Here is a 23915-nt window from a genome sequence, read left to right as displayed (position 1 = left end):
CCTCAGGCGAACCTTCAGCCGCGCCCTCCTCAGGCGGGCGCGGCTGACAGCGCCGCCTTGGCCGCGCGGCTGAGCTCGTCCACCAGCACCTCGGTCAGGCCCGCCTCGACGCCGTCCAGCGTCATGGCCGCCACGAGTGCGGGGCTCACCTTGGGCTGGGTCACGCGCGCGGCCATCTCGGTGTCGATGTAGCCGGCGTGCACGCCCACCACGAGCGTCCCCTGGTCGCGCAGCTCCTGCCGTAGCGCGTTGGTCAGCGACCACGCCGCGGCCTTGGAGGCGGCGTACGTGGCGACCTGGGGGAAGGTGATGAACGACAGCACGGAGAGCATGTTGACCAGCGCGCCCCCGCCGTTGCGGGCCAGCACGGGGGCGAAGGCGCGGCTCATCGCCATCGTGCCGAGATAGTTGGTCGCCATCTCCCGCTCGGCCTGACCGAGCACCCCTGCGTTGTTGATGACCAGATCGACGTCCCCGCACCGCTCGGCCGCCGCCGCCACCTGGCCGGGGTCGGTGACGTCCAGCGGCAGGGGGACGAGGGCGGGGTCCCGCACCGTGGAAGGGTCGCGGACGCCCGCGTAGACGGTCTTCGCGCCCCGCTCGACCAGGGCGCGGGCGAAGGCCGCGCCGAGCCCGCGGTTGGCCCCCGTGACGAGCGCGACGGCGCCCTCGATCCTCATCGGAGGGCCTCCAGGACGGTGGCGTTGGCCAGGCCGCCCGCCTCGCACATCGTCTGCAGCGCGTAACGGGCGCCGCGCTGACGCATGGCGTGGACCAGCGTGGTCATGATGCGCGCGCCGCTGGCCCCGAGCGGGTGGCCGAGCGCGATCGCGCCGCCGTTCACGTTGACCTTCGCAGGATCGGCGCCCGTCTCCTGCAGCCAGGCCAGCACCACGCTCGCGAACGCCTCGTTGACCTCGAACAGGTCGATGTCGGACAGCGCCAGTCCCGCGCGCCTGAGGACCTTCTCGGTGGCGGGGATGACCCCCGTGAGCATGAGCAGCGGGTCGGAGCCCGTGACGGCGAAGGAGTGCAGCCTGGCCAGCGGGCGCAGGCCGAGCCTGGCCGCGTTCTCGCTGGTGGTGATCAGCACGGCCGCGGCGCCGTCGTTGGTGGGGCTGGTGTTCCCGGCCGTGACCGACCAGTTGATCTGCGGGAAGCGCTCGGCGTATCCCGGGTCGGTGAAGGCGGGCCTGAGCCCGGCGAGGACCTCCATCGTGGTGCCCGGCCGTACCGACTCATCCCTGTCGACGCCGTCGATCGGCGCGATCTCCTCGGAGAGGTCGGCGGCGGCCGCCTTGACGTGCGAGCCCATCGAGAAGGCGTCCATGGCCTCCCGCGACAGGCCCCACTTGGCGGCGATCAGCTCCGCGCTGATGCCCTGCGGCACCAGCCCCTCGGGGAAGCGGGCCGCGACGCCGGGCCCGAAGGGGTCGGCGCCCTGCGGCACGTTCGACCACATCGGCACCCTGCTCATCGACTCCACGCCGCAGGCGACGACCAGGTCGTAGGCGCCCGAGATGACGCCCTGGGCGGCGAAGTGGACGGCCTGCTGCGAGGAGCCGCACTGCCTGTCCACCGTCACCGCGGGGACCTCGTCGGGGAAGCCCGCCGACAGCCAGGCGTAGCGGGTGGTGTTCATCGCCTGCTCGCCCACCTGGTCGACGCAGCCGCCGATCACGTCGTCGACGAGCGCGGGGTCGACCCCGCTGCGGGCGACCAGTTCGCGCAGCGTGTGGGCGAGGAGCTCGACAGGGTGGACATGGGCGAGGGCGCCCTGCGGCTTGCCCTTGCCGATGGGAGTTCGTACGGCCTGCACGATCACGGCGTCACGCATCGCATCCCGTCCTGTTGTTAGTTGGAAAACTGGATGCACACTATCCCTAGTGAGTCCGGTTTTCCAACGCTTTGGTGTCCAGTGTCGACAAAACGGGTAAATGGGCAGCATGCTGGACATAGCCCAGAAACGCCCTGGAAATCTCGCTGCGGCACTGTGTGAGCCCTGAAAGGGGGAGATGCGATGTTGCTGCGACTGAGGGTGTCCCTGCCGGACCGCCCTGGAGGACTCGGCCAGGTGGCGCGCGTGCTGGGCGCGCTCGGCGCCGACATCCTGCAGGTCACCGTGCTCGAACGGGAGGCAGGGAGGGCCGTGGACGACTTCACGGTCTCGTGGCCGGGCACGACCACCCCGGCCGCGGTCCACGAGCGCCTGTCGTCCGTGCCGGGCGTAAAGGTGGAGGGGGTCTGGCCGACCAAGGAGGTGCCGGGCTCGGCGCTCGACTACGACCTGCTGCTGCACGTGGCGGGCGAGCCTGCGCGGGGCTTCGCCACGCTGGTGGACGCGCTGCCCGGGCTGTGCGGGGGAGAGTGGGCGCTCGCGCTGGCCGACGGTGTCGTACGGCACGCGAGCCTGGCCGCGCCGCCCGTCTTCGAGCTGGCCGCGCTGCCGCCCCGCCCGGCCGTCCACGTGGCAGGCGAACGCCGCCTGATGGTGCTGCCTGTGAAGGGAACGGCCATCAACCTGGTCGTGGCCCGCTCCGAGGGCCCGCCGTTCCACCGCGCCGAGCTCGACCGCGCGGCCCGCATCGTGGAGGTGGTCTCCCGCATGGCCGCCCGCTTCGAGCCTGTCAACGACTGAGGGGGCACGGGAGTCGGCGGACCGTGGCGGAGGCCGAGGTGGAGGCCGAGGTGGAGACGGAGGTCAGCGGCGGGGCGGGTCGATGCGGCTGCCGTCGAGCCTGAAGAGCATGAGGCGCGTGACGTCCACGCCGATCTTCGCCGCGTCGCCCGTGCGCCACGCGGGCCGCACGCCGAGCCTGACGATCAGGTCGGCCCTGCGGTGGTGGCCGTCGCGCAGGTTGTGGCCGACCTGCTCCTGCTGGGCGTGCTCGTCGGGCTCCGAGCCGAACATCCTGCGCACCATCGCGCGCAGGCCGCCGCCTCCGCCCTCGTTGCCGTTGGCGTTCTGGCGGGGGTCGGGCGGCTCGGGCACGGCCACCGCGGGCACGCCGCACTCCACGTATGCCAGCCACTCGTGCCCGTGGTACTCCAGTGCCCTGACCCTGCCGTAGAAGCTCGGCCCCTCGTAGGACTCCTGGACGGGGGCGAGGCCGTCGGGCCTGATGCCGACGATGATCTGGCCGCCGGTGTGCTGCGAGATCGCGTAGGCCCTGGGATCGCTCCACGGGATCACCAGCTGGTGGGGGCCGAAGTCGAGCAGCACGTACTGGTTCTGCGGAGTGCGCACGGTGGCGGCCAGCAGGTTGAGCTGCTGGGAGCTGAGGAAGGCGGCGACGAAGGCGGTCGCGGGGTCGTTGTAGATCTGCCCCGGCGTGCCGACGTCCTGGAGCACGCCCCGGTTCATGATGGCGATGCGGTCGGCCAGGGTGAGCGCCTCGACCTGGTCGTGGGTGACGTAGATGGTGGTGACGCCGAGGGAGCGGACCAGGGAGGAGATCTCCATGCGCAGCTCGGTGCGCATGCCCGCGTCGAGGTTGGACAGCGGCTCGTCCATGAGGAAGATCTTCGGCTGGCGGACGATCGCGCGGCCCATCGCCACGCGCTGCCGCTGGCCGCCCGACAGGGTGCCGGGCCTGCGGTCGAGGGTCTCGTCGATGTGCAGGGCCTTCGACAGCTCCGTCACGCGCTCCTTCACCAGCGCGGGATCGGCCTTGGCGATCTCCAGCGGGAAGGCCATGTTGCCGCGCACCGTGCGGTGCGGATATAACGCGCCGTTCTGGAACACCATCGCGACGTCGCGGTCGCGGGGCGCGAGGTGGTTGGCGAGCTGGCCGTCGAGCCACAGGTCGCCGTCGGTGACCTCCTCCAGGCCCGCGATCATGCGCAGCAGTGTGGACTTGCCGCAGCCGGAGGGCCCGAGCAGCACGAGGAACTCCCCGTCTTCGGCGCGCAGACTCAACCTGTCGACCGCCAGGTATCCCCCGGGGTAGACCTTGGTTACCTTGTCCAGGACGACGGTGCTCATGGGTCCGCTCCACCCTTGTAGATACGCATCAGACTCCCGCGTTAGGGGGAGTCACCGCTGCTTGGCGGGCGTGAGACGTCACCTGTGACGGGGCTGATTGATGAGGTAGTACATCGCGTGTTCCCCCGTGTGTCCAGACTTGACATGAAAATTCAGTAACCGTCGTGTTTCGGTTTCAAGGTCAACGTCTCGGGTCCGGCGCGGTGCGTGTCCCCAGAGTCCCTGCTGAGCAAGGTTTTGGTGTGGCCGTAAGCCTCTTCGCCTCGCTTTATTGCGAAAAATCCCACTTTGGAAAGGCTTGCGTAAACTTACGGCAAGCTCTTTCATATGAGGTGGTTCCGTCACAAGGAGGGACCTGTATCTCGGGGGACACGTTTTCCATGATCCATACTTCGGCAGCCACCCGCTGGTGGCGTGACGCCGTGATCTACCAGGTGTACGTGCGTAGCTTCGCCGACGGGAACGGCGACGGCGTCGGCGACCTGATCGGCGCCCGCGACCGGCTGGGCTACCTGTCCGATCTCGGTGTCGACGCGATCTGGCTCACGCCCTTCTACACCTCGCCGATGGCCGACTTCGGCTACGACGTGGCCGACTACCGCGACGTCGACCCGCTGTTCGGCACGCTCGGTGACGCCAAGGCGCTCATCGACGAGGCGCACGGCCTGGGCATCAGGGTGATCGTGGACATCGTGCCCAACCACACCTCCTCGGCCCACCCCTGGTTCCAGGAGGCGCTGCGCGGCGTCAACCGAGACCGCTACATCTTCCGCGACCAGCCGAACGACTGGGAGTCGATCTTCGGAGGGTCGGCCTGGACGCAGGTCGAGGACGGCCAGTGGTACCTGCACCTGTTCGACTCGAGCCAGCCCGACCTCAACTGGGACCACCCCGAGGTGCGCGCCGAGTTCGAGTCGGTCCTGCGCTTCTGGCTCGACCTGGGCGTCGACGGCTTCCGCGTCGACGTCGCGCACGGCATGGTCAAGCCCGAGGGGCTGCCCGACATCGGCCACGCCGACCAGGTCCGCATGATCGGCAGCGACGTCGTGCCGTACTTCGACAACGACGCCGTCCACGAGATCCACCGCTCCTGGCGCAAGATCCTCGACTCCTACCCCGGCGAGCGCATCGGCGTCGCGGAGGCGTGGGCGCCGACGCCTGAGCGGCTCGCCCGCTACGTCCGCCACGACGAGCTCCACCAGGCCTTCAACTTCCACTACCTGGGCACGCGGTGGGAGGCGGGCCCCCTGCGCCACGTGATCACCGAGTCGCTGGAGACCGCCGCCTCCGTCGGCGCCCCCTCCACGTGGGTGCTGTCGAACCACGACGTCAAGCGGCACGTCACCCGCTTCGGCAGCGTCGAGAGAGCCCGCGCGGCCGCCCTGCTCATGCTCGCGCTGCCCGGCTCGGCCTACGTCTACAACGGCGAGGAGCTCGGCCTGCCCGAGGTGCTCGACCTGCCGGAGGAGTTCTGCCTCGACCCCCAGCGGCTGCGCGACCCCGACAGCGGCCGCGACGGCTGCAGGGTGCCGATGCCCTGGACCTCGGCCGAGGGGTACGGCTGGAGCAGCCCGTGGCTGCCCATGCCGGGCGGATGGGGCCCGCTGAGCGTCGAGGCGCAGAGCGGCGAGGCCGGCTCGATGCTCTCCCTCTACCGCGAGGCGCTGCGGCTGCGCCGTACCGTGTCGGGCGAGCTGCGCTGGTCCGACTCACCGGAAGGCACGCTGGTCTTCAGCCGCGACGACGGCTTCGTCTGCACGGTCAACCTCACCGGCTCGGAGATCGCCTTCCCCGCTCCCGGCGAGCCCGTCCTGTCGAGCGGGCCGGTCGAGCCCGGCACGCTCGCTCCCGATTCCGCCACGTGGTGGAGAGCCAAGGTTGCGTAAAGTGTCCATCATGAACGGTCACGCCCGACTCTCCGACATCGCCGCCCACGCAGGGGTGAGCGAGGCCACGGTCAGCCGGGTGCTCAACGGCAAGCCGGGAGTCTCCTCGGCCACCAGGCAGGCCGTGATGACCGCGCTCGACCTCATGGGCTACGAACGGCCGCAGCGGCTGCGCCAGCGCAGCAACGGGCTGATCGGGCTGGTGACACCCGAGCTGGACAACCCGATCTTCCCCGCCTTCGCGCAGGCCATCGAGAAGGCGCTGACCCACAACGGCTACACGCCGGTCCTGTGCACGCAGCTGCCGGGGGGCGCGCCCGAGGACGAGTTCACCGAGCTGCTGGTCGACAGGGGCGTCAGCGGCATCGTCTTCGTCTCGGGCCTGCACGCCGACACCACCGCGCGGATGGACCGCTACACCAGGCTGATCGACCGCGGCCTGCCGATCGTGCTGGTCGACGGCTACAACGACGACATCGACGCGCCCTTCATCTCGCCCGACGACAGACTGGCCTCGCGCCTGGCCGTCCAGCACCTGGTCGACCTCGGGCACGAGCGCATCGGGCTGGCCACGGGGCCCCGCAGGTTCGTGCCGGTGATCAGGAAGATCGAGGGCTACCAGCAGGCGATGACGCAGCTGCTGGGGGCAGGCGATGTCGGCGACCTGGTCGCGCACTCCCTCTTCTCCGTCGAGGGCGGCCAGGCGGCCGCGGCGCAGCTGCTGGCCAAGGGGTGCACCGGCATCGTCTGCGCCAGCGACCTGATGGCGCTCGGCGCCATCAGGGCGTGCAGGGAGCGCGGGCTGGCAGTGCCAGGCGACGTGTCGGTGGTCGGCTTCGACGACTCGCCGCTGATCGCCTTCACCGACCCGCCGCTGACCACGGTCCGCAAGCCGATCGGCGCCATGGCCTCGGCGGCCGTCGCCACGCTGCTGGAAGAGGTCAACGGGGCGCAGGCGCGGCGCGTCGAGCTCATCTTCCAGCCCGAGCTCGTGGTGCGCGGCTCCACCGGCTCCGGGCCCCTCGTCAACCGCTGACCGAACCTCCAGGAGACGACGAATGTACGACGTGCTGGTCATCGGCGGCGCGGGGGTCGACAGCACCGTCTACGTGCCCGAGCTGCCCCTGCCCTACGCCGACACCTACGCCGTCCCCCCTGTCGTCGACCGCATCGGCAACACGGGCTCGGGCGTGGCGCTGGGCTGCACCGCGCTCGGCCTCAGGACCCGCTTCGCCGACCTCATCGGCGACGACCCGCAGGGCAGGCTGATCAGGGAGCACCTGGCCGCCAAGGGAGTCGACTTCGTGTGGGCCCCTTCTGCCGCGGGCACCCGCCGCAGCGTCCTGCTGGTGGGCCCCGACGGCCGCAGGACCTCCCTGTTCGACCCCAGGGGCGTGCCGGGTGAGGTGCTGCCCCGCGAGCTGTACCTGCGGCCCGCCCGCCACGTGCACGTCTCGATCACGGACTTCTCCCGGCACGTCTACGCCGACCTGCCCGACGACGTGCCGACCTCCACCGACCTGCACGACTGGGACGGCTCCTCCGACTACCACAAGGACTTCGCCTACCGCTCCGGCCTGGTCTTCCTGTCGGCCACGGCGCTGGCCGACCCCGCCGCGACGATGCGGCACATCCTCGCGAACGGGCGCGCCCACACCGTGGTGTGCACCGACGGGCCGCGCGGCTGCCTGGTGCTCACCCGTGACGCGGATGTGCGCGCCTTCCCCGCCGCGCCGCTGCCGGGGCCGGTCGTCGACTCCAACGGCGCGGGCGACGCCTTCGTCTCCGGCTTCCTGTACGGCCTGCTGCGCGGCGAGCCCGTGCAGGAGTGCGCCCGCCTCGGCTCGATCGCGGGGGCCCACGCCTGCGTGTCCGAAGGCACCCACGAGAACCCCATCACCGAGCCGGTCCTGAGGGCCCGCGCCGCCTCGAGCTGACGCCCTACTGGCTGGTGCAGCGCAGGGGGCGCATCACCAGCGTCACGCGCCGCTCGGCGTCGCCCACGGGCGCCTCGTACTCCAGCCCGTACCGCCTGGCCAGGACGTCGAAGAAGTCGCCCTCGGGGTCGGGCTCGACCCGCTCGACCACGCCGCGCACCTCCAGGTACCGGTAGGGAGCCTCGGGGTCGTTGATCGACAGCGAGATCGAGGGCCGCTCGGCGGCGTTCCTGCCCTTCTGCCGGTCCGTGGTCGTGGTGAAGCGGAGGAACTCGCCGTCCCAGATCGTCCAGACGGGCGTCACCTGCGGCGTGCCGTCGGGCATCAGCGTCGCCAGGTGGGCGAACAGCGGGCGGGTCAGCAGATCGACATGGCTGTCGGGAATCACGCTCATGGCCGAGGACACTATCAAAGCTTTGATGGTTCTCAACACCTGTATGGTTCTGGCATGGGAATGCCTGCCGAGGAGCGACTCGGGCTCGACGTGAAGCGCGCCGAACAGCTGCTCATGGCCGCCAAGCACGCGGCCGTGAAGCGGGCGGGCCTCACCGTGCCGCAGTACGCGGCGCTGCTCGTCCTCGCGGGCAACCCCGGCATCTCCAACGCCGCCCTCGCCAGGCAGTGCCTGGTCACGCCGCAGGCCTCGAACGTCGTGCTGAAGAACCTGCTCGAGCGCGGCCTTATCGAGCGTCGCCCGCACGCCTGGCACCGCCAGATGCTCGAGACGCACCTCACCGAGCAGGGCAGGCAGGCGCTGGAGGTCGCCGACGCGGCGGCCGTGGAGATCGAGCGCAGGATCGAGAAGGCCTTCACGCCGCCCGAACGCGACCAACTGCGCGAGCTGCTGGCCCGCTTCGGTCGCGCGGTGTCGGGCTGACCCGGCCGGCCCCGTCCCTCAGCCGAGAACGACCTTGATGCCCCTGCTCAGGCCCGAGTCGTGCAGCTCCACCCCTGCAGGGTCGGCCTCCTTGGGGAGCTCGAAGACCAGCCCGCCGGTGAACGACTCGCCCGGCCCGATCCTGATGGGCTGGATCTCCTTGCCCGCCCTGTCGAGCAGCTTGGCGGCGCTGTGCCTCATGTCGTCGTCGTCGAGCAGCTTCTGCTGGCCAGGGTAGAGCACCCGGCCCTCCTGGCCGATGTTGCTGACCTTCAGCGACACCTTGCACGTGCGCACCTTTGCGGCCTGCGCCGCCTTCGCGCACTTGTGCCCCGTGACGGTGAAGCGGAGCTTGCCGTCCTGCACGGGACCCTCGGCCCCGATGGCGGGCGGCTTGAAGATCCACGCGACCGCGGCGATCAGCAGCAGCACCAGGACCACCACGACGGCGGCGGCGACCAGGCATCCGCTCAGCACCCCGCCCCTGCGCGCGGGCCTGGGCGGCAGCGGCCCCTGCCCGGTCATCTGGTACGGCGGGCGCTGCGGCAGCGGGCCCTGGCCGGTGGCGTGATAGGGCATCGGCCCGCCCCCGGTCGTCTCGGCCGGGTTCGCGCCGTGCGGCACAGGACCCCGTCTGGTGGCCGCCGGCGGGATCGTCATCTCGGCGGGCGGCACGAACGGGCCGGGCCTCGGCGGGACGGTGGTCTCTGCGGGCGGCACGAACGGCCCCTGCCTGGGCGGGATCGTCGTCTCGGCGGGCGGAGGGGGAGGAGCCTGCCGCGAGGGGGGCGGGGGAGCGGCCTGCCGTGGGGGCGGCCGTTCCCTGCCGGGGGGAGGCGACCAGCCCTGCGTGGGAGGCGGCTGCCGTACACCGAGGTCGGCGGGGTTCCACGAGTCGGTCAGGTGACGGGTGGCGGCCAGCTGGGCCCCCGCCACGTCGGGCGCGCCCACCAGCTCCAGCAGCAGCTCGCGCGCCTGGGGACGCCGTGAGGGATCGGGGTGGATGGCGGCCGCGACCAGCCGGTCCAGCGGTGCGGGCAGCCCGCGCAGGTCGGGAGGGGCGGTCCGGGCGCGCGCCGCCATCACGTAGGCGTCACCCGAGCCGAAGGGATGGCCGCCGAGCCCCGCGTAGGCGATCAGCGAGCCCCAGGCGAACACGTCGGCGGCGGGGCTGGTGCGCCCTTCGAAGACCTGCTCGGGCGCGATCCACCCGGGAGTGCCCATCACCAGGCCCACGTTGGTGTGCCGCGAGCCCACCTGCGTGGAACGCGCCAGCCCGAAGTCGATCACCCTGGGCCCCGCGAGCGTCAGCATCACGTTGGCCGGCTTCAGGTCGCGGTGGACCAGGCCGGCGGCGTGGATCGCGGTGAGCGCCGCGGCCACGCCCACGGCGGCCGAGTGCAGCACCGAGGGCTGCAGCGCGCCGTGCTCGATGAGGTGGTCCTCCAGCGAGACGCCGTCGATGTACTCGGTGACCAGGTAGAGCAGGCCGCCGTCGTCGCCGTGGTCGAGCACGCGGGCGGTGCAGAAGGAGGCCACCCGCCTGGCGTTGGACACCTCTTCGTGAAAGCGCGCCCGGTAGACGGGATCGGCGGCGAAGTCGCGCCTGATCGCCTTCACCGCGACCTTGGCCCCGTCGGGGGCCGTCGCGAGGTAGACCGTGCCCATGCCGCCCGAGCCCAGGCGGCTCTCGAGCCGATAGGGCCCGATCGCGGCGGGGTCGTCAGAGGTCAGCGGCGATCCCACCGTCGCTGCCCCCTCGCCTTCGTGATCCCGCCGTCCCAACCGACCGTCCTCCGCCCGGATGACCGTATTCACCCGGAACTCTAACCGAGGAACGGCCCGCGGGTGGCCCGTCTCCCGCGCGGGACGGGAGACGGGCTGGACGGTCAGCGGCCGCCGAGCGCCCGCGTCGCGGGCAGCGCTCTGTCGTCGAAGCCGAACAGCGCCTGGTTCTCCCACGCGTTGCCCGAGGCGGGGTCGGCGGGGTCCCATCCGTTGCCCCGCACGGCGGTCCAGGTTGCCTCCCAGGTGAACACGCGCAGCGGGTCGCCGCGCCGGCCCTCCGCGTCGCGGTAGACGCCGCCCAGCGCCTCGGACTTGGCGAGGCTGGAGACGTCCGCGCCCCTGATCGGGAGCGGTCTGCCTTCCGCATGGGCGGGAGGAGCGGTGAGTAACGCCGCGACGCAGAGGAAGGCGGCCATGACTCGTTTCACAGGGCCCTCCTGGGGAGTGGGGTGTTTCAGGCCTCTCGGACGACCGCGACCGCCCCTGCGGGCACGGTGCAGGAGCCGTCGTGGACGCCGCCGTCGAGCAGGTTCACCCCGCTCACGCCCGGAACCGTGACGGGGGTGTCGCCGTGGTTGATCAGGAAGACGTGGCGGCCGCGCCGTACCAGCTCGAGCTCGTCGGGCAGGTCACGGGGGCGAGTGACGCCCGCGTGGTCGAGGACCTCGGCCAGCAGCCCGCGCAGCCCGGTGACCGGTGCGGTGGCCAGGTACCAGGCGCTGCCCGCGCCGAGGTCGTGGCGGGTGAAGGCGGGGTGGCCCGCGTCGGGGCCTTCGGCGAAGGAGCGAAGGGCCCGCGCGCCCGCCGGCATGACCCGCTCCGACCAGATCCTGCCGGACAGGCCGCCCGACAGGCCCACGCGCTCGTCCTCGCGCAGCGGGTGGAACTCCTCCACCGACAGGCCGAGGACCTCGCGCAGCGCGCCGGGGAAGGCGCCGGGGTGGATGGTGTCGTGGGCGTCCACGATGCCGGAGAAGAACGTGGTCAGCAGGTGGCCGCCCGACTCGACGTAGCGGTGCAGGTTCTTGGCCGACGCCTCGGTCACCAGGTAGGAGCTCGGCGCCACCACGAGCCTGTACGCCGACAGGTCGGCGGAGGGATGGACGAAGTCCACGGTGACGTGCTCGCGCCACAGCGCCTCGTAGAAGGCGTCGACCCGCTCGCGGAAGGCCACGTCGACCGAGGGGCGCCAGTCGAGCTCGAGCGCCCACCACGACTCCCAGTCCCACACGACGGCCACCTCGGCGGCGACCGCGCTGCCGGCGACCTCGGCGAGCGCCTCGACCTCGGCGCCCAGGGCGACCACGTCGCGCCACTGGCGGGAGTCGGTGCCCGCGTGCGGGATCAGCCCCGAGTGGAACTTCTCCGCGCCGAACCGCGAGGCCCTGATCTGGAAGAACATCACGCTGTCCGACCCGCGGGCCACGTGCGCGAGGCTGTTGCGCCGCATCTCGCCTGGGCGCTTGGCGATGTTGCGCGGCTGCCAGTTGACCGCCGCGGTGGAGTGCTCCATCAGCAGCCACGGCCTGCCGCCGGCCACCGACCTCGCCAGGTCGGCCGACATGGCCAGCTCGATGTGGTTGTCGGGCTTCTCCGCCGACAGGTAGTGGTCGTTGGCGACGACGTCGACCTCGCGCGCCCACTGCCACAGGTCGGTCGACTTGCAGTTGACGGTGCCGGCGAAGTTCGTCGTCACCGGCAGGTCCGACACCCGTCGGATGAGGTCGCGCTGCAGCGCGTAGTGCGCGCGGTGCTGCTGGTCGCTGAAACGCGCGTAGTCGAGGCGCTGGGCGGGGTTGACCGCGGTGTGGTTGGCCCTGGGCGCGTCGATCTCCTCCCAGTCGGTGTACCGCTGACCCCAGAACGTCGAGCCCCAGCCGTCGTTCAAAGCCGACAAATCCTGATATGTACGGCGAAGCCATTCGCGCCAGGCCCGCACGCTGTGATCGCAGTAGCACTCGCCCAGCGGCGCGCCGTACTCGTTGTGCACGTGCCACATCACCACCGCGGGATGGTCCTTGTAGTGGCCCGCGAGCGCGGTGACCAGCCTGGAGGTGGCGGCCTGGAAGTCGGGTGAGCTGGAGCACGCGCTCTGCCGCCCGCCGAACCCGATGCGCCTGCCCTCGCGGTTCACCGGCAACGCGTCCGGATGCTTCCTGACGAACCACGCAGGAGGGACAGCCGTCGGCGTCGCCAGGTTCACCGCGATCCCCGCGGCGTGCAGCCGGTCGACGATCTCGTCCAGCCAGCCGAACTCGAAGCGGCCCTCGGCCGGCTCCATCAGCACCCAGGAGAACATGCCGAGGCTGACCAGGTTCACCCCCGCCTCGCGCATGAGGACGATGTCCTCCTCCTGCACCTCCCGGGGCCACTGCTCCGGGTTGTAGTCGCCCCCGAACGCCATTCCGTCACGCATCAACATCCCCAATCGTTCTGTGAACGTGCACAGTAGCGGGACATCTACCGTGTAGGGAACCCACCTGGACTTTAACGAGAACGTAACGGGCACTTGACGGTTCGTCTCGGGGCAACCAGTCTGTGCACGTTCACAGAGTCTGCGGCGCACTGCCGACAGCTTAGAGTTCTCATCTCGGTGCTCGGAGGACAAATGCGTACAAAACTCCTGGGCGCGGCCGCTCTCGTGGTCACGCTGGCGGCGGCGGGCTGCGCTTCGGAGGGGGCCGCACCGGCCCCTGAAGCGACCCAGGCGGCTCCCCAGGGTCCGGTGAAGCTCACCTACTGGACCTGGGCCCCCAACATGGACAAGATCGTCGCGGTCTGGAACCAGGAGCATCCCGACATCCAGGTCACCGTCAGCAAGCAGGCGGGCGGCGACGACGCGGCGGCCAAGTTCCTCACCGCGGCCAAGGCGGGCAACCCGCCGGACCTCGTGCAGGCCGAGTACCAGCACCTGCCCTCGTTCATCGCCGCCGACGCGGTCGCCGATCTCACGGCCGCCGCGGCCCCGGTCAAGGCGGAGTTCTCCGAGGGCGTGTGGGGTCAGGTCACGCTCGGCACCGACACCGTCTACGCCATCCCGCAGGACAGCGGCCCGATGATGCTCTTCTACCGCAAGGACCTGTTCGACAAGTACGGCATCGCCGTGCCGAAGACCTGGCAGGAGTACGCCGAGGCCGCGCGCAAGGTGCACGAGCAGGACCCGAAGGTCTTCCTCGGCACCTTCTCCAGCAAGGACCCCGGCGCCTTCACCGGCCTGGCCCAGCAGGCGGGCGCCCGGTGGTGGGGCATCGACGGCGAGTCGTGGAAGGTGAACGTCGCCGACGAGCCCACCACCAGGGTCGCCGACTTCTGGGGCGGCCTGGTCAAGGAGGGCGTCATCGACGGGATGCCGTACTTCACACCCGAATGGAACAAGGCGCTCAACGACGGCAAGCTGCTCACCTGGCCTTCGGCGATCTGGGCACCCGGCGCGCTGTCGAGCAACGCCCCCAAGGCCAAGGGCAAGTGGGCCGCCGCGCCGCTGCCGCAGTGGAACGCGGGGGAGAACTTCAGCGGCTTCTGGGGCGGCTCGTCGGTCGCCGTCGCGGCCAAGTCGAAGCACCAGGCCGCCGCCGCGAAGTTCGCCACCTGGCTCAACACCGACGCCAAGGCCGTCGGCCTGCTGGTCAAGGAGGCGGCGATCTACCCCGCCGCCACCAAGGGACAGAGCGCGCTGACCGAGGCGCCCGACTACTTCTCCACCCAGCCGGACTTCTGGCAGCAGGCCGCCGGGGTCGCCGCCGGCGCCAGAGGCTTCACCTTCGGCCCGAACGTCGGCGTCACCTACAACGCCTTCAAGGACTCCTTCGACAAGGCCGTGCAGGCCAGGTCGTCCTTCTCCGACGCCGTGCGCGCCATGCAGGAGGCGACCGTCGCCGACATGCGCAAGTCCGGTTTTCAGATCGCGCCATGAACCGACGCGTCAAGGCCGCGCCGTACCTCTTCCTGACCCCCGCGATCGTCCTGTTCACGCTCTTCCTCGCGCTGCCCATCTGCTACACCTTCTACCTGTCCATGCGCAGGGTGAAGGTGTCGGGGCTCGGGCTGGGCAAGGGCGCGCGCCAGGAGATCTTCGTGGGCCTGGACAACCTGGCCGCCGCCGTCACCGACGGCGAGCTGTGGGCAGGGTGGCTGCGCGTGCTGGGGTACGGCGCGCTCGTGCTGGTCGTGATGCTGGGCCTGGCCCTGCTGTTCGCGCTCCTGCTCGACTCCGCCCACGTACGGCTGGCCAGGTTCTCGCGCATCGCGATCTTCCTGCCCTACGCGGTTCCCGGCGTGGCGGCCACCCTGCTCTGGGGCTTCCTCTACCTGCCCTCGCTCAGCCCTCTCCGCGCCCTGCTCGACGTGGACTTCCTCGGCGCGACCACGGTCACCTTCTCCATGGCGAACGTGGCGGTGTGGGGCGGCGTCGGCTTCAACATGCTCGTCCTCTACACCAACCTGCGGGCCATCCCCCGCGAGCTGTACGAGGCCGCCAGGATCGACGGAGCCACCGAGACGCAGATCGCGCTCAGGGTCAAGATCCCGATCCTGGTGCCCGCGATCATCCTGACCACGGTCTTCTCGGTCATCGCGACCATCCAGGTCTTCACCGAGCCGACCACGCTGCGGCCGCTCACCAACACGATCAGCTCGACCTGGAGCCCGCTCATGAAGGTCTACCGCGACGCGTTCGTCACCGGCGACCTCTACTCGGCCGCCGCCACCTCGATCGTCATCGCGGCCGTCTCGCTCGTGCTGTCGTTCGGCTTCCTGCGCGTGGTGCGCGGGCGCGCCTTCGGGGAGGAGTCATGACCAGGCGCCTGGCGCCGACGGGGCTGCTGCTCCTGGGCGCGATCTACTGCCTGTTCCCGGTGAGCTGGGTCCTGGTGGCGGCCACCAAGTCGCCCGCGGAGCTGTTCACCACCTCCACCCTGGTGCCGGGCACCGGGCTGCTGTCCAACATCGAGGAGCTCTTCGCCTACCGCGACGGGGTGTTCTGGCTGTGGCTGGCCAACACCCTCCTCTACGCGGGCGGCGGCGCGCTGCTGTCGACCGCGGTCAGCGCGGTCTCCGGCTTCGCCCTCGCCAAGTACCGCTTCCCTGGGCGCGACGCGATCTTCAACCTGCTCATCGGCGGCATCCTGGTCCCCGCCGTCGTGCTGGCGATCCCGCAGTACCTGCTCTTCTCCCAGATCGGCATGGCCGACACCTACTGGGCGGTGCTGCTGCCGCAGATCCTGCACCCCTACAGCATCTACCTGGCCCGCATCTACGCGACCGCGGCCATCCCCGACTCGCTGCTGGAGGCCGGCAGGCTCGACGGCGCGGGGGAGTGGCGGCTGATGACCAGGGTGGCCGTCCCGCTGATGGTGCCCGGCATGGTGACCATCTTCCTGTTCCAGTTCGTGGCGATCTGGAACAACTTCCTGCTGCCGTTCATCATGCTCGGCGACGACGGCAAGTTCCCGCTCACCGTCGGGCTCTACACCCTGCTCGCCGCGGGGGCCAACCAGCCCACCCTCTACAACCTGATCCTGACCGGCGCGCTGCTGTCGATCATCCCCTTGATCGCGTTGTTCCTGACGATGCAGCGATACTGGAGGACCGATCTGTCCTCCGGAGCCGTCAAGTGAAACGTCCCACCATCCACGACGTCGCCGCCGCCGCGGGTGTCTCCCGCGGCACGGTGTCACGCGTGCTGAACGGCGACAGGTACGTCAGCGCGGCGGCCCGCGCGGCCACCGAGAGGGCGATCGCCGAGACCGGCTACGTCGTCAACCGCGCCGCGCGCAGCCTGGTCACACAGAAGACGGGCTCGGTGGTCATGGTGCTGTCCGACCCGCACGAGAAGCTGTTCGAGGACCCCAACTACAGCGTCCTCATCAGTACGGCGGTGCGCCGCCTGGCCGAACGCGACGTCTCGCTCGTCATGATGATGGCGGGCGACGACGGCGACAGGCAGCGGGTCATCCGCTACATCAGGGGCGGCCACGCCGACGGCGTGTTCCTCGTCTCGACCCACGCGGGCGACCCCCTTGCCGACGCCCTCGGCTCCGACGTTCCCGTCGTGGCACAGGGCGCGGTCATCGGCAAGGAGAACGTCATCCCCTACGCCGCGGCCGACGAGCGCCTCGGCGCCCGCCAGATGACCTCCTACCTCGTCGAGCAGGGCCGCAGGCGCATCGCCATGATCACCGGCCCCATGGACACGCCGGGCGGCACGCAGCGCCTCGAGGGCTTCGCCGACGTGCTGGGCCGCAAGGCCTCCAAGAAGCTCATCGCCCACGGCGACTGGTCGCGCGCCAGCGGCGAGCGGGCGATGACCGAGCTGTTGGAGCGCTCTCCCGATCTCGACGCCGTCTTCGTCGCCTCCGACCTGATGGCCGCCGGAGCCCTCGCGGCCCTGCGGACGGCGGGGCGGCGCGTCCCCGACGACGTCGCGGTCGGCGGTTTCGACGACTCCTCCGTCGCCGTCTCCACCCACCCGCCCCTCACCACCATCCGCCAGCCGCTGGCCAGGGTGGCCGAGGAGACGGTCAGCCTGCTGCTGGCGCTGATCGACGGGGCGGCCCGCGTCGAGCCGGTGATACTGCCGACGGAACTGGTGATCAGGGAGTCCGCCTGACCGCGCCGCCCCCTTCGCGCCAGGCGTCTGTCAGCGCTCGCTCATGAGCGTGAAGGCACCCCTGGCCAGCGCGAGCATCTCGGTGCCCGCGTTCCCCTCGTCCAGCGGCGCGGCCGTGTCGGAGGCCATCGTGGTGACGAAGAACGTGCGTCCGTCCTTCGTCGTGGCCGAGTGGCCGAGCGCCGCCAGCCCGGCCTCGGAGCCGCCCTTGAACCAGGCGGGACGCCACTTCTTCGCATCGAGGCCGAGGCCCGCGTCGGTCTGGGACATGACCAGGCCGACCCGCCTGTCGCCGAGCCCGCGCAGCTTGGCGTGGGCCGCGCACACGTCGGCGGGGGAGCCGAACCACTCGATCGTGTCCAGCTCGCGAGGGGCGGTCCACGGCCGGATCTCACTGAGCGGGATCTTGGCGATCACCTTGTCCAGGTAGGCCCTGCGCTGCTTCTCCCCGAGCGACAGGTAGCGCTTGGCGTGCTCGGGATAGGCGGCCCCCTTGAGCGTGAACAGCTCCCGCGTGGTGAGGAGGGGGGCGTTGCGCGACTGGTAGGCCTCGACCGTCTTCCTGCCCACCTTGTGCATCAGCAGGTCGGTGGCGGTGTTGTCGCTGATGGCGATCATCAGCTTGGCCGCCTCCAGCACAGACACCTTGCTGTTGTCTGGCCGGTCCTGCAGCTCGCCGCTCGGCAGGCTCTTGAGCGAAGGCTTGATCGTCAGCTTGGTGTCCCAGTTGGGGATCTTCTTGGCGACCGCCGCGAGGACGTAGAGCTTGAACATCGAGCCGAGCGGCCTGGGAGTGCGGGGGGCGAGCGAGCGCACGGGCACGCAGCGCCCGTCACGGGTGATCTCGGCGGCCAGGAAGCCCACTCTCGGCGCCACCTTGCGGACCCGCTCGTCGATCTCCTTCCAGCTCGTGGGGGTGGGCTTGGGCGTGACGGGAGGCGTCAGCCGCAGCCCGGAGATCTTCCCCTCCGCGTCGACCGTCAGCTCCATCCAGAGCGTCCTGCCGCCCGTGGTCACCTCGGCGGTGATCGCGGTGTCCACCGCGTAGAGGATCTTGATCAGGCGCAGGTCCTTGGTGCCGACCAGGACCTCGTTGAGCTCGGCCGGCGGCAGGGCGGAGAGCATGAGCGCGGAGAAGTGCTCGGTGAGCTGCTGCTCTGGGACCGGCGCGTCAGGAACGGCGGACATCAGCCAGCTCAGCTGCCTGCCTGCCGGGGTGTCGGGGATGGTGACGTCGCGCACGACGGCGGATGCCGGGACGGACGCGGCGGACGGCGTCGCGGAGGCCTGGGCCGCCGGTGCGGCGGCGCACGCCGTCAGCAGCAGCGACGAGGCGGTCACGGTGATGGCAACGGATCTCATGCCTTCCACCCAACCGAGCCCGGCTCCCCGCGCCCACCATGCCGGCCGTAAGGTCGAATATGCGGTTAACCTCATAGACTCTCCCCGGCTTTCTCACCACGATGGGTGTTCATGGGTTCGAGGTTGATGGCCGGGCTCCTCGCGGCGCTCGCCGCCGCGAGCCTGATCGCCGGCGCGCTGCTGGAGTCGGGGCTGCCCCCGCCTGCCTCTCAGCTCGCCTTCATCCTGCTCGGCCTCGTCACCCCCGCACTCGGCTGGTTGCTGGCCGTCAGGCGGCCCTTCAGCCCCTACGGCTGGCTGCTGCTGGCCACCGCGGCGTTTCTGGGCCTCGGCTCGCTCGGGGCCGGCATCGCGCTCGGGGCCGGAACACCCACGGGCGTGCCAGGCTGGCTGACGGGCCTGTTCGCCGTGTACTTCGGGCTGAACTCGATCTTCGTGCCGCTGCTGTTCCCCGAGGGCCGGCTGCCCTCCAGAAGGTGGCGGCCCGTCGCGTGGATCTCGGCGGGCACGATCAGCGCCCACGCGCTCGGCGTCGCGGCGGCGTGGCCCGTCTCGGGACCGCAGACCCAGCCGGTGTCCATGACGGCGGCCGCCGTGGGCGCGCTCGGGCAGGCCCTTGTGTGGGTCATGGCCGTCATCGTGCTGGTGGGACTGGTCGTACGCTGGCGGCGCAGCGCGGTCACCGAGCGCGGGCAGTACGCGTGGATGGTCACGGGCGCGACCGCCAACATCCTGTCCTTCGTCGCGCTCATCGTCTTCCTCATGGGCGGCGATGCCGGATGGGGACTGGTCGGGATGACCGGCACCCTCGGATCGCTGCCCGCCGCGGTCGGCGTGGCGATCGTCAGGCACCGGCTGCTCGACATCAGGATCGGGATCCGGGGCTCCAGGCTGCTGTTCGTCTTCGACGTACGACCCTCCGTGGGTGACGTGCTCTCCAGCCTGGGCTCGGCCATGGAGGAGCGCCCCGAGCCCGTGGCGCTGATCGGCAGGCTGGCGGCGAGCGTGCGTTCGGCGCTGGAGACCACCTGGGCGGCCGTACGGCTGGCCGACGGCACCCGTGTCGTGGCCGGGGTCGAGGCGGGCCCCCCTGCGCTCGTGGTGCCGGTCAGGGGCGGGCTCGGCCAGCTGGAGTGCGGCCCGAGGCAGCACGGCAGGCTGACCGCCGACGACCGCCGCTTCCTGGAGGCGCTGGCAGTACCCGCGGGGCTGGCCATCCAGAGCGAAGGGCTGGCCGTACGGCTGGTCAACGCGCAGGAGGCCGAGCGGCGGCGCATCGAGCGCAACATCCACGACGGCGTGCAGCAGCAGCTCGTCGCCCTGATCGCGGGGCTCGAGCTGGCCAGGGCCACGGGCGGCGGCGCCGACCTGCTCGCCGAGCTGCGCGAGCAGGCCCGTCAGACCCTGACGGACCTGCGCGAGCTCGCCGCCGGCATCCATCCCTCCGCGCTCGGGCAGGGCGGCCTGGTCGAGGCGGTCGAGGAGCGCTGCGCGAAGCTGCCGGTGCCCACGAAGGTGAGCGCGGGCGAGGGCCTGCGCGCCACCCGCTTCTCCGACGAGGTCGAGGGCGCGATGTACTTCACCGTGAGCGAGGCCGTCGCCAACGCGCTCAAGCACGCAGAGGCGACGAGGATAGAGGTGCGGCTCGACCGCGAGGACGGCCGCCTGCGCGCCCGCGTCGTCGACGACGGCAGGGGGTACGACCCCGCCGCGACCGCCAGACGCGGCCTGGCCACGCTCGCCGACCGCCTCGACGCCCTCGGCGGAGGGCTGGAGATGCAAGCCGCCTCGGGAAAGGGAACACAGATGACGGCCTGGGTGCCTGTCGATGGGTGAGCGGCTGCGCACGGTGGTGGCCGACGACCACTACCTGGTGCGAGAGGGAACGCGGCGGCTGCTCGAGCTGTCGGGCGAGGTCAGCGTCGTGGGCGCGGTCGGCGACGCCGACGAACTGCTCGACGCGGTGCGCAGGCTCGCGCCCGACGTCGTCGTCACCGACATCAGGATGCCGGGAGGCGCGTGGAGGGCGGGCTTCGAGGGCATCGACGCCGCCCACCGCGTGCACGCCGAGCATCCTGGGGTCGGCGTGGTGGTGCTCTCGCAGTACTCCGACGCGCTGTTCGCCTTCGAGCTGTTCAAGCACGGCACCGAGGGCTTCGCCTACCTGCTCAAGGACAGGGTGGGCGACCTGGAGGAGCTGCTCGGCGCGATCAGGGCGGTCGCCTCGGGCGGCTCGGTGATCGACCCCAAGGTGGTGGAGGGGCTGCTGGCCAGGCGGGCGGTGCGGGCCGAGCAGGAGGAGCTGACGCCGCGCGAGCGGGACGTGCTGCGCGAGATGGCCAGAGGAAGGTCGAACGGCGGTATCGCGCGGGCGCTGCACCTGTCGGTGTCGTCGGTGGAGAAGAACGTCAACGCCATCTTCACCAAACTCGGCCTGGAGAACAGCGGCGACGTCCATCGCCGCGTCGCCGCCGTTCTGGCCTATCTGGGTCCTTGACCCGCGCTCACTTCTTCAGACCCGGCTGATCGAAGGTCGAAGGGATGTCGAGGGAGGTCCAGCGCGAGACCGGCCACATGATCACGAAGGCCCTGCCGAGCACGTTGTCGACCGCGATCGTGCCGCCGCCCGGGTCGCCCGTGTGGCCGCGCGAGTCGTAGGAGACCGAGCGGTGGTCGCCCATGACCCACAGCCTTCCCGCGGGCACCTTCACCGTGAAGGGCCGGTCGGAGGGCTCGTCGCCGGGGAAGAGGTAACTCGTCTCGTCCAGCGGCACGCCGTTGACCGTGACCCTGCCCTTGGAGTCGCAGCACTTGACGGTGTCGCCCGGCACGCCGATGACCCGCTTGATGTAGTCCTTCTCGCCCGGCACGAGCCCGAACAGCTCGCCCACCCAGCGCAGCGCCCCTGTGACCGGGTTGCTCGGCTCCTCGGTGACGACCTCGGGATCCCACGAGTCCTCACCGTTGAAGACGATGACGTCGCCGCGCTCGATGTCGCGCGTGTGGTAGACGAGCTTGTTCACCAGCACCCTGTCGTTGATCAGCAGGGTGTTCTCCATCGACTCCGACGGGATGTAGAACGGCTGGACGATGAACGTCTTGATCAGCAGGGCGAGGCCGAGAGCCACGACGATGAGGATCGGCAGCTCCTTCCACGAGGAGCCCTTCTTCTTGTCGCTCTTGCCGTCCTCGGCGCGTTGCTGCGCGTCTTCACCGATCACGTCCACCTCGTCCCCCCGGAAGGCGCTTCGTCGCCATGGTTGATGCTTCCATCATCGCTGATGGGGCAGCTCAGCTTCCTGATCTCATGCCCAACAGTCAATTCGAATCCTCTCGTGCTCCGCGTCAAGTCGGCGTATGGCGCCTTTTGTCCAGGGCGGCACGCCGCCGGAGAGGGGTGGCGCAGCCGTGGCCAGGCACGGCGGGGGAGCCCGTGGAGGGGTGGGAGAGCGCGCGGGGAAGGCTCGCGTGGCAGCGGCCGAGGCGGATGGCAAAGATCACTTCCCTCGGTGCGCCCATCCCGCGATGATACCGCCGCGAGCTGCGTTCCAGCGGTCCCCCCGCGGCGCGAGGACAGCGGAAAGGCCCCGCGAGGACAGCGGAAAGGCCCGGGGCGCGGGTGCGCGCCACGGGCCTGCTCCACGAGCACCGCGCCGGGTCACGGCGCGCTCATGGCCGGCGGCGGGCGAGGGAGGTTGTCCCGCCGACGAGTCTCATCACTGTCGCTCTCGGTTCGGTGCCGTTCTCAGCCCGGCACCGTTCTCAGCCCGGCACCGTTCTCAGCCCGGCACCGCTCTCAGCGCAGCGCGGCCGCCTCCGCGGCGAGCTTCCTCACGCGCTCCCAGTCACCGGCCGCCAGGGCGTCGGCGGGGGTGAGCCAGGTGCCGCCCACGCAGCCGACGTTCGGCAGAGCGAGGTAGTCACGCGCGGTCTCGAGCCTGATGCCGCCCGTCGGGCAGAACCTGACGTCCGGCAGCGGCCCCGCCAGCGACTTGAGGTACGGCAGGCCGCCCGCGGCCTCGGCGGGGAAGAACTTCAGCTCGCCGATGCCCCGCTCGGCCAGCGCCATGACCTCCGAGGCGGTCGCGGCGCCGGGCAGGAAGGGCACCCCGCTTGCCAGCAGGGCGTCCACCAGCGAGGGCGTCGTCCCAGGGGAGACCAGGAACTTCGCCCCAGCCTCCACGGATGCCGAAATATCGGAGGAAGTCCGGATCGTGCCCGCACCGATCACCGCGTCGGGCACCTCGGCGGCGATGCGGGAGATCGCCTCCAGCGCGCCGGCCGTGCGCAACGTGACCTCGATGACCGGCAGGCCACCTTCCACCAGGGCGCGCGCCATCGGCACGGCGGTCTCCACGTCGTCGATGACGACGACGGGCACCACGGGGGCGAGGTCGAGCAGACTCATGGGACGAGCTCCTTCAACGATTGCTGCGCCAGCCACGCGGCCGCTCCGGTGAGCGCCGGCTGGGGCGCGACGATCAGGGTGGTCGCGATGGCCGACAGGTAGTCGACCAGGTGGGGCGTGGCCTCGAACCGGCGGCGGAAGTCGCTGGCGCGGACCCGGTCCACGATACGGGGCAGCACGCCGCCGCCGAGGTAGACCCCGCCTCTGGCGCCGAGGGTCAGCGCCACGTTGCCGGCGAAGCTGCCGAGCATCCCGCAGAACACCTCGACCGTCTGCGCGCACAGCGAGTCGTCGAGCCTGGCGACGATGTCGGAGGCCGTCAGCCTGGGCGCGGAGACGCCGTTCACCACCGCGAGGGCGCCGTGCAGGCGCGTCAGCCCTGGCCCCGAGAGCAGGTCCTCGGCCACCACGTGCGCCATGCCGCCCGCCCGCAGGACGCGGACCACCTCCAGCTCCCTGTCGTCGAGGACGGGCACGGTGACGTGGCCCCCCTCGCCAGGAACGGGCACCCAGCCGCGCTCGGAGGGCACCAGCGCCCCCACCCCGAGCCCCGTGCCGGGGCCGAGGACGGCCTTGACCCCCCGCGCGGGCGGTGGGCCGCCCAGCGTGATCAGCTCGTCGCCGTCCAGGTGGGGCAGCGACAGCGCCAGCGCCTCGAAGTCGTTCAGCAGCGTCGCGTAGGGGATGCCGAGGTCGCGCACCGAGCCCGTCCACGGCAGGTTGGTCAGCCGGTAGACGTCGCCGTCGATCGGCCCGGCGACCGCCAGGCACGCCGCTCCCGGCCGCACTCCGCCCGCATGGTCTGCGAGATAGGCGGCTACGGCGTCGGGAAGCGTGGCATGGTCGGCTCCGGCCAGCACGGCCACCTCGGTGGGCGGCCCGCCGGGCTCGCGGACGAGTCCGAACCTGGCGTTGGTGCCACCGATGTCGGCCACCAGCCAGGGCAGGTCGAACGCGCTCACCGCGCACCTCCGGCGAGGACGGCGGCCGCGCCCTTCCGCGCTGCCGGACGGCGGGTGACGGCGCGGGTCTTCCGCAGGGCCGGACGGTGGACGGCGTCGTGGT

Annotated in this window: 22 protein-coding genes; 11 read left to right on the top strand and 11 right to left on the bottom strand. The window is 71.1% G+C overall.

Annotation, left to right across the window (positions count from 1 at the left end):
* Positions 1–29: 29 nt before the first annotated feature.
* Complete coding sequence (locus ABFX55_RS22420) at positions 30–680, bottom strand: SDR family oxidoreductase (RefSeq protein WP_346123927.1); 651 nt, start codon at positions 678–680, stop codon at positions 30–32.
* Complete coding sequence (locus ABFX55_RS22415) at positions 677–1837, bottom strand: thiolase family protein (RefSeq protein WP_346123926.1); 1161 nt, start codon at positions 1835–1837, stop codon at positions 677–679. Before ABFX55_RS22415 ends, ABFX55_RS22420 begins: the two co-directional genes overlap by 4 nt.
* A gap of 183 nt (positions 1838–2020) precedes the next feature.
* On the opposite strand from ABFX55_RS22415, the gene ABFX55_RS22410 reads away from it, so the two are divergent.
* Positions 2021–2638, top strand: a complete 618-nt coding sequence (locus ABFX55_RS22410; RefSeq protein WP_346123924.1) for an ACT domain-containing protein — start codon at positions 2021–2023, stop codon at positions 2636–2638.
* A gap of 63 nt (positions 2639–2701) precedes the next feature.
* Here the strand turns inward: ABFX55_RS22410 and ABFX55_RS22405 are convergent, their stop codons facing one another.
* Complete coding sequence (locus ABFX55_RS22405) at positions 2702–3985, bottom strand: ABC transporter ATP-binding protein (protein ID WP_346123923.1); 1284 nt, start codon at positions 3983–3985, stop codon at positions 2702–2704.
* A 380-nt stretch (positions 3986–4365) separates the two neighbouring features.
* Here ABFX55_RS22405 and ABFX55_RS22400 point away from each other — a divergent pair, with 380 nt between their 5' ends.
* Genes ABFX55_RS22400 through ABFX55_RS22390 form a run of 3 tightly spaced genes read left to right on the top strand, consistent with a single transcriptional unit; the run spans position 4366 to position 7808 of the window.
* Entirely contained in the window at positions 4366–5871 is a 1506-nt protein-coding gene (locus ABFX55_RS22400; protein WP_346123922.1) for a glycoside hydrolase family 13 protein, read from the top strand.
* Positions 5872–5881: 10 nt separating this feature from the next.
* The gene (locus tag ABFX55_RS22395; RefSeq protein ID WP_346123920.1) at positions 5882–6907 is read left to right on the top strand and encodes a LacI family DNA-binding transcriptional regulator; all 1026 of its coding nucleotides are present in this window, start codon (positions 5882–5884) and stop codon (positions 6905–6907) included.
* Between the two features lie 22 nt (positions 6908–6929).
* Entirely contained in the window at positions 6930–7808 is an 879-nt protein-coding gene (locus ABFX55_RS22390; RefSeq protein ID WP_346123918.1) for an adenosine kinase, read from the top strand.
* A 4-nt stretch (positions 7809–7812) separates the two neighbouring features.
* Here the strand turns inward: ABFX55_RS22390 and ABFX55_RS22385 are convergent, their stop codons facing one another.
* On the bottom strand, positions 7813–8202 hold the full coding sequence (locus ABFX55_RS22385) for a PPOX class F420-dependent oxidoreductase (protein ID WP_346123916.1): 390 nt from the start codon (positions 8200–8202) through the stop codon (positions 7813–7815).
* A gap of 54 nt (positions 8203–8256) precedes the next feature.
* Between ABFX55_RS22385 and ABFX55_RS22380 the strand changes: the two genes are divergently transcribed.
* Complete coding sequence (locus ABFX55_RS22380; RefSeq protein WP_221241034.1) at positions 8257–8685, top strand: MarR family winged helix-turn-helix transcriptional regulator; 429 nt, start codon at positions 8257–8259, stop codon at positions 8683–8685.
* A gap of 18 nt (positions 8686–8703) precedes the next feature.
* Here ABFX55_RS22380 and ABFX55_RS22375 read toward each other — a convergent pair whose 3' ends face one another.
* The 3 genes from ABFX55_RS22375 to ABFX55_RS22365 all read right to left on the bottom strand — a co-directional run bounded on the left by ABFX55_RS22375 (position 8704) and on the right by ABFX55_RS22365 (position 12889).
* The gene (locus tag ABFX55_RS22375) at positions 8704–10431 is read right to left on the bottom strand and encodes a serine/threonine-protein kinase (RefSeq protein WP_346123914.1); all 1728 of its coding nucleotides are present in this window, start codon (positions 10429–10431) and stop codon (positions 8704–8706) included.
* A 143-nt stretch (positions 10432–10574) separates the two neighbouring features.
* Entirely contained in the window at positions 10575–10901 is a 327-nt protein-coding gene (locus ABFX55_RS22370) for a hypothetical protein (RefSeq protein WP_346123912.1), read from the bottom strand.
* Positions 10902–10927: 26 nt separating this feature from the next.
* On the bottom strand, positions 10928–12889 hold the full coding sequence (locus tag ABFX55_RS22365) for a beta-galactosidase (RefSeq protein WP_346123910.1): 1962 nt from the start codon (positions 12887–12889) through the stop codon (positions 10928–10930).
* Positions 12890–13081: 192 nt separating this feature from the next.
* On the opposite strand from ABFX55_RS22365, the gene ABFX55_RS22360 reads away from it, so the two are divergent.
* Genes ABFX55_RS22360 through ABFX55_RS22345 form a run of 4 tightly spaced genes read left to right on the top strand, consistent with a single transcriptional unit; the run spans position 13082 to position 17080 of the window.
* The gene (locus ABFX55_RS22360; RefSeq protein WP_346123908.1) at positions 13082–14386 is read left to right on the top strand and encodes an ABC transporter substrate-binding protein; all 1305 of its coding nucleotides are present in this window, start codon (positions 13082–13084) and stop codon (positions 14384–14386) included.
* A complete protein-coding gene (locus ABFX55_RS22355; RefSeq protein WP_346123906.1) occupies positions 14383–15267 on the top strand; it encodes a carbohydrate ABC transporter permease in 885 nt (294 codons plus the stop codon). Before ABFX55_RS22360 ends, ABFX55_RS22355 begins: the two co-directional genes overlap by 4 nt.
* Positions 15264–16088, top strand: a complete 825-nt coding sequence (locus tag ABFX55_RS22350) for a carbohydrate ABC transporter permease (protein WP_346123905.1) — start codon at positions 15264–15266, stop codon at positions 16086–16088. The genes ABFX55_RS22355 and ABFX55_RS22350 overlap by 4 nt, the downstream gene beginning before the upstream one ends.
* On the top strand, positions 16085–17080 hold the full coding sequence (locus ABFX55_RS22345; protein ID WP_346123903.1) for a LacI family DNA-binding transcriptional regulator: 996 nt from the start codon (positions 16085–16087) through the stop codon (positions 17078–17080). Before ABFX55_RS22350 ends, ABFX55_RS22345 begins: the two co-directional genes overlap by 4 nt.
* A gap of 30 nt (positions 17081–17110) precedes the next feature.
* On the opposite strand, the gene ABFX55_RS22340 is transcribed toward ABFX55_RS22345, so the two are convergent.
* Positions 17111–18442, bottom strand: coding sequence for a serine hydrolase (locus ABFX55_RS22340; protein ID WP_346123901.1), 1332 nt, complete (start codon positions 18440–18442; stop codon positions 17111–17113).
* Positions 18443–18553: 111 nt separating this feature from the next.
* Here ABFX55_RS22340 and ABFX55_RS22335 point away from each other — a divergent pair, with 111 nt between their 5' ends.
* Together ABFX55_RS22335 and ABFX55_RS22330 are read left to right on the top strand one after the other, a co-directional pair.
* Positions 18554–20278 carry a sensor histidine kinase gene (locus ABFX55_RS22335; protein ID WP_346123899.1) on the top strand — a complete coding sequence of 575 codons (1725 nt, stop codon included), beginning with the start codon at positions 18554–18556 and terminating at the stop codon, positions 20276–20278.
* Entirely contained in the window at positions 20271–20939 is a 669-nt protein-coding gene (locus ABFX55_RS22330) for a response regulator transcription factor (protein WP_183645614.1), read from the top strand. The genes ABFX55_RS22335 and ABFX55_RS22330 overlap by 8 nt, the downstream gene beginning before the upstream one ends.
* A gap of 7 nt (positions 20940–20946) precedes the next feature.
* Here the strand turns inward: ABFX55_RS22330 and lepB are convergent, their stop codons facing one another.
* The 3 genes from lepB to glk all read right to left on the bottom strand — a co-directional run bounded on the left by lepB (position 20947) and on the right by glk (position 23812).
* The gene (gene lepB / locus ABFX55_RS22325) at positions 20947–21669 is read right to left on the bottom strand and encodes a signal peptidase I (protein WP_379478989.1); all 723 of its coding nucleotides are present in this window, start codon (positions 21667–21669) and stop codon (positions 20947–20949) included.
* A gap of 569 nt (positions 21670–22238) precedes the next feature.
* On the bottom strand, positions 22239–22850 hold the full coding sequence (gene eda / locus ABFX55_RS22320; RefSeq protein ID WP_346123895.1) for a bifunctional 4-hydroxy-2-oxoglutarate aldolase/2-dehydro-3-deoxy-phosphogluconate aldolase: 612 nt from the start codon (positions 22848–22850) through the stop codon (positions 22239–22241).
* Positions 22847–23812: a glucokinase gene (glk, locus tag ABFX55_RS22315; RefSeq protein ID WP_346123893.1), complete on the bottom strand. Its 966-nt coding sequence runs from the start codon at positions 23810–23812 to the stop codon at positions 22847–22849. Before glk ends, eda begins: the two co-directional genes overlap by 4 nt.
* Positions 23813–23915: the final 103 nt, after the last annotated feature.

Source organism: Nonomuraea roseola, assembly GCF_039535395.1.
GTDB lineage: Bacteria > Actinomycetota > Actinomycetes > Streptosporangiales > Streptosporangiaceae > Nonomuraea > Nonomuraea roseola.
The sequence above is the reverse complement of the archived record's forward strand: the minus strand, read 5'-3'. Positions and strand labels throughout refer to the sequence as shown.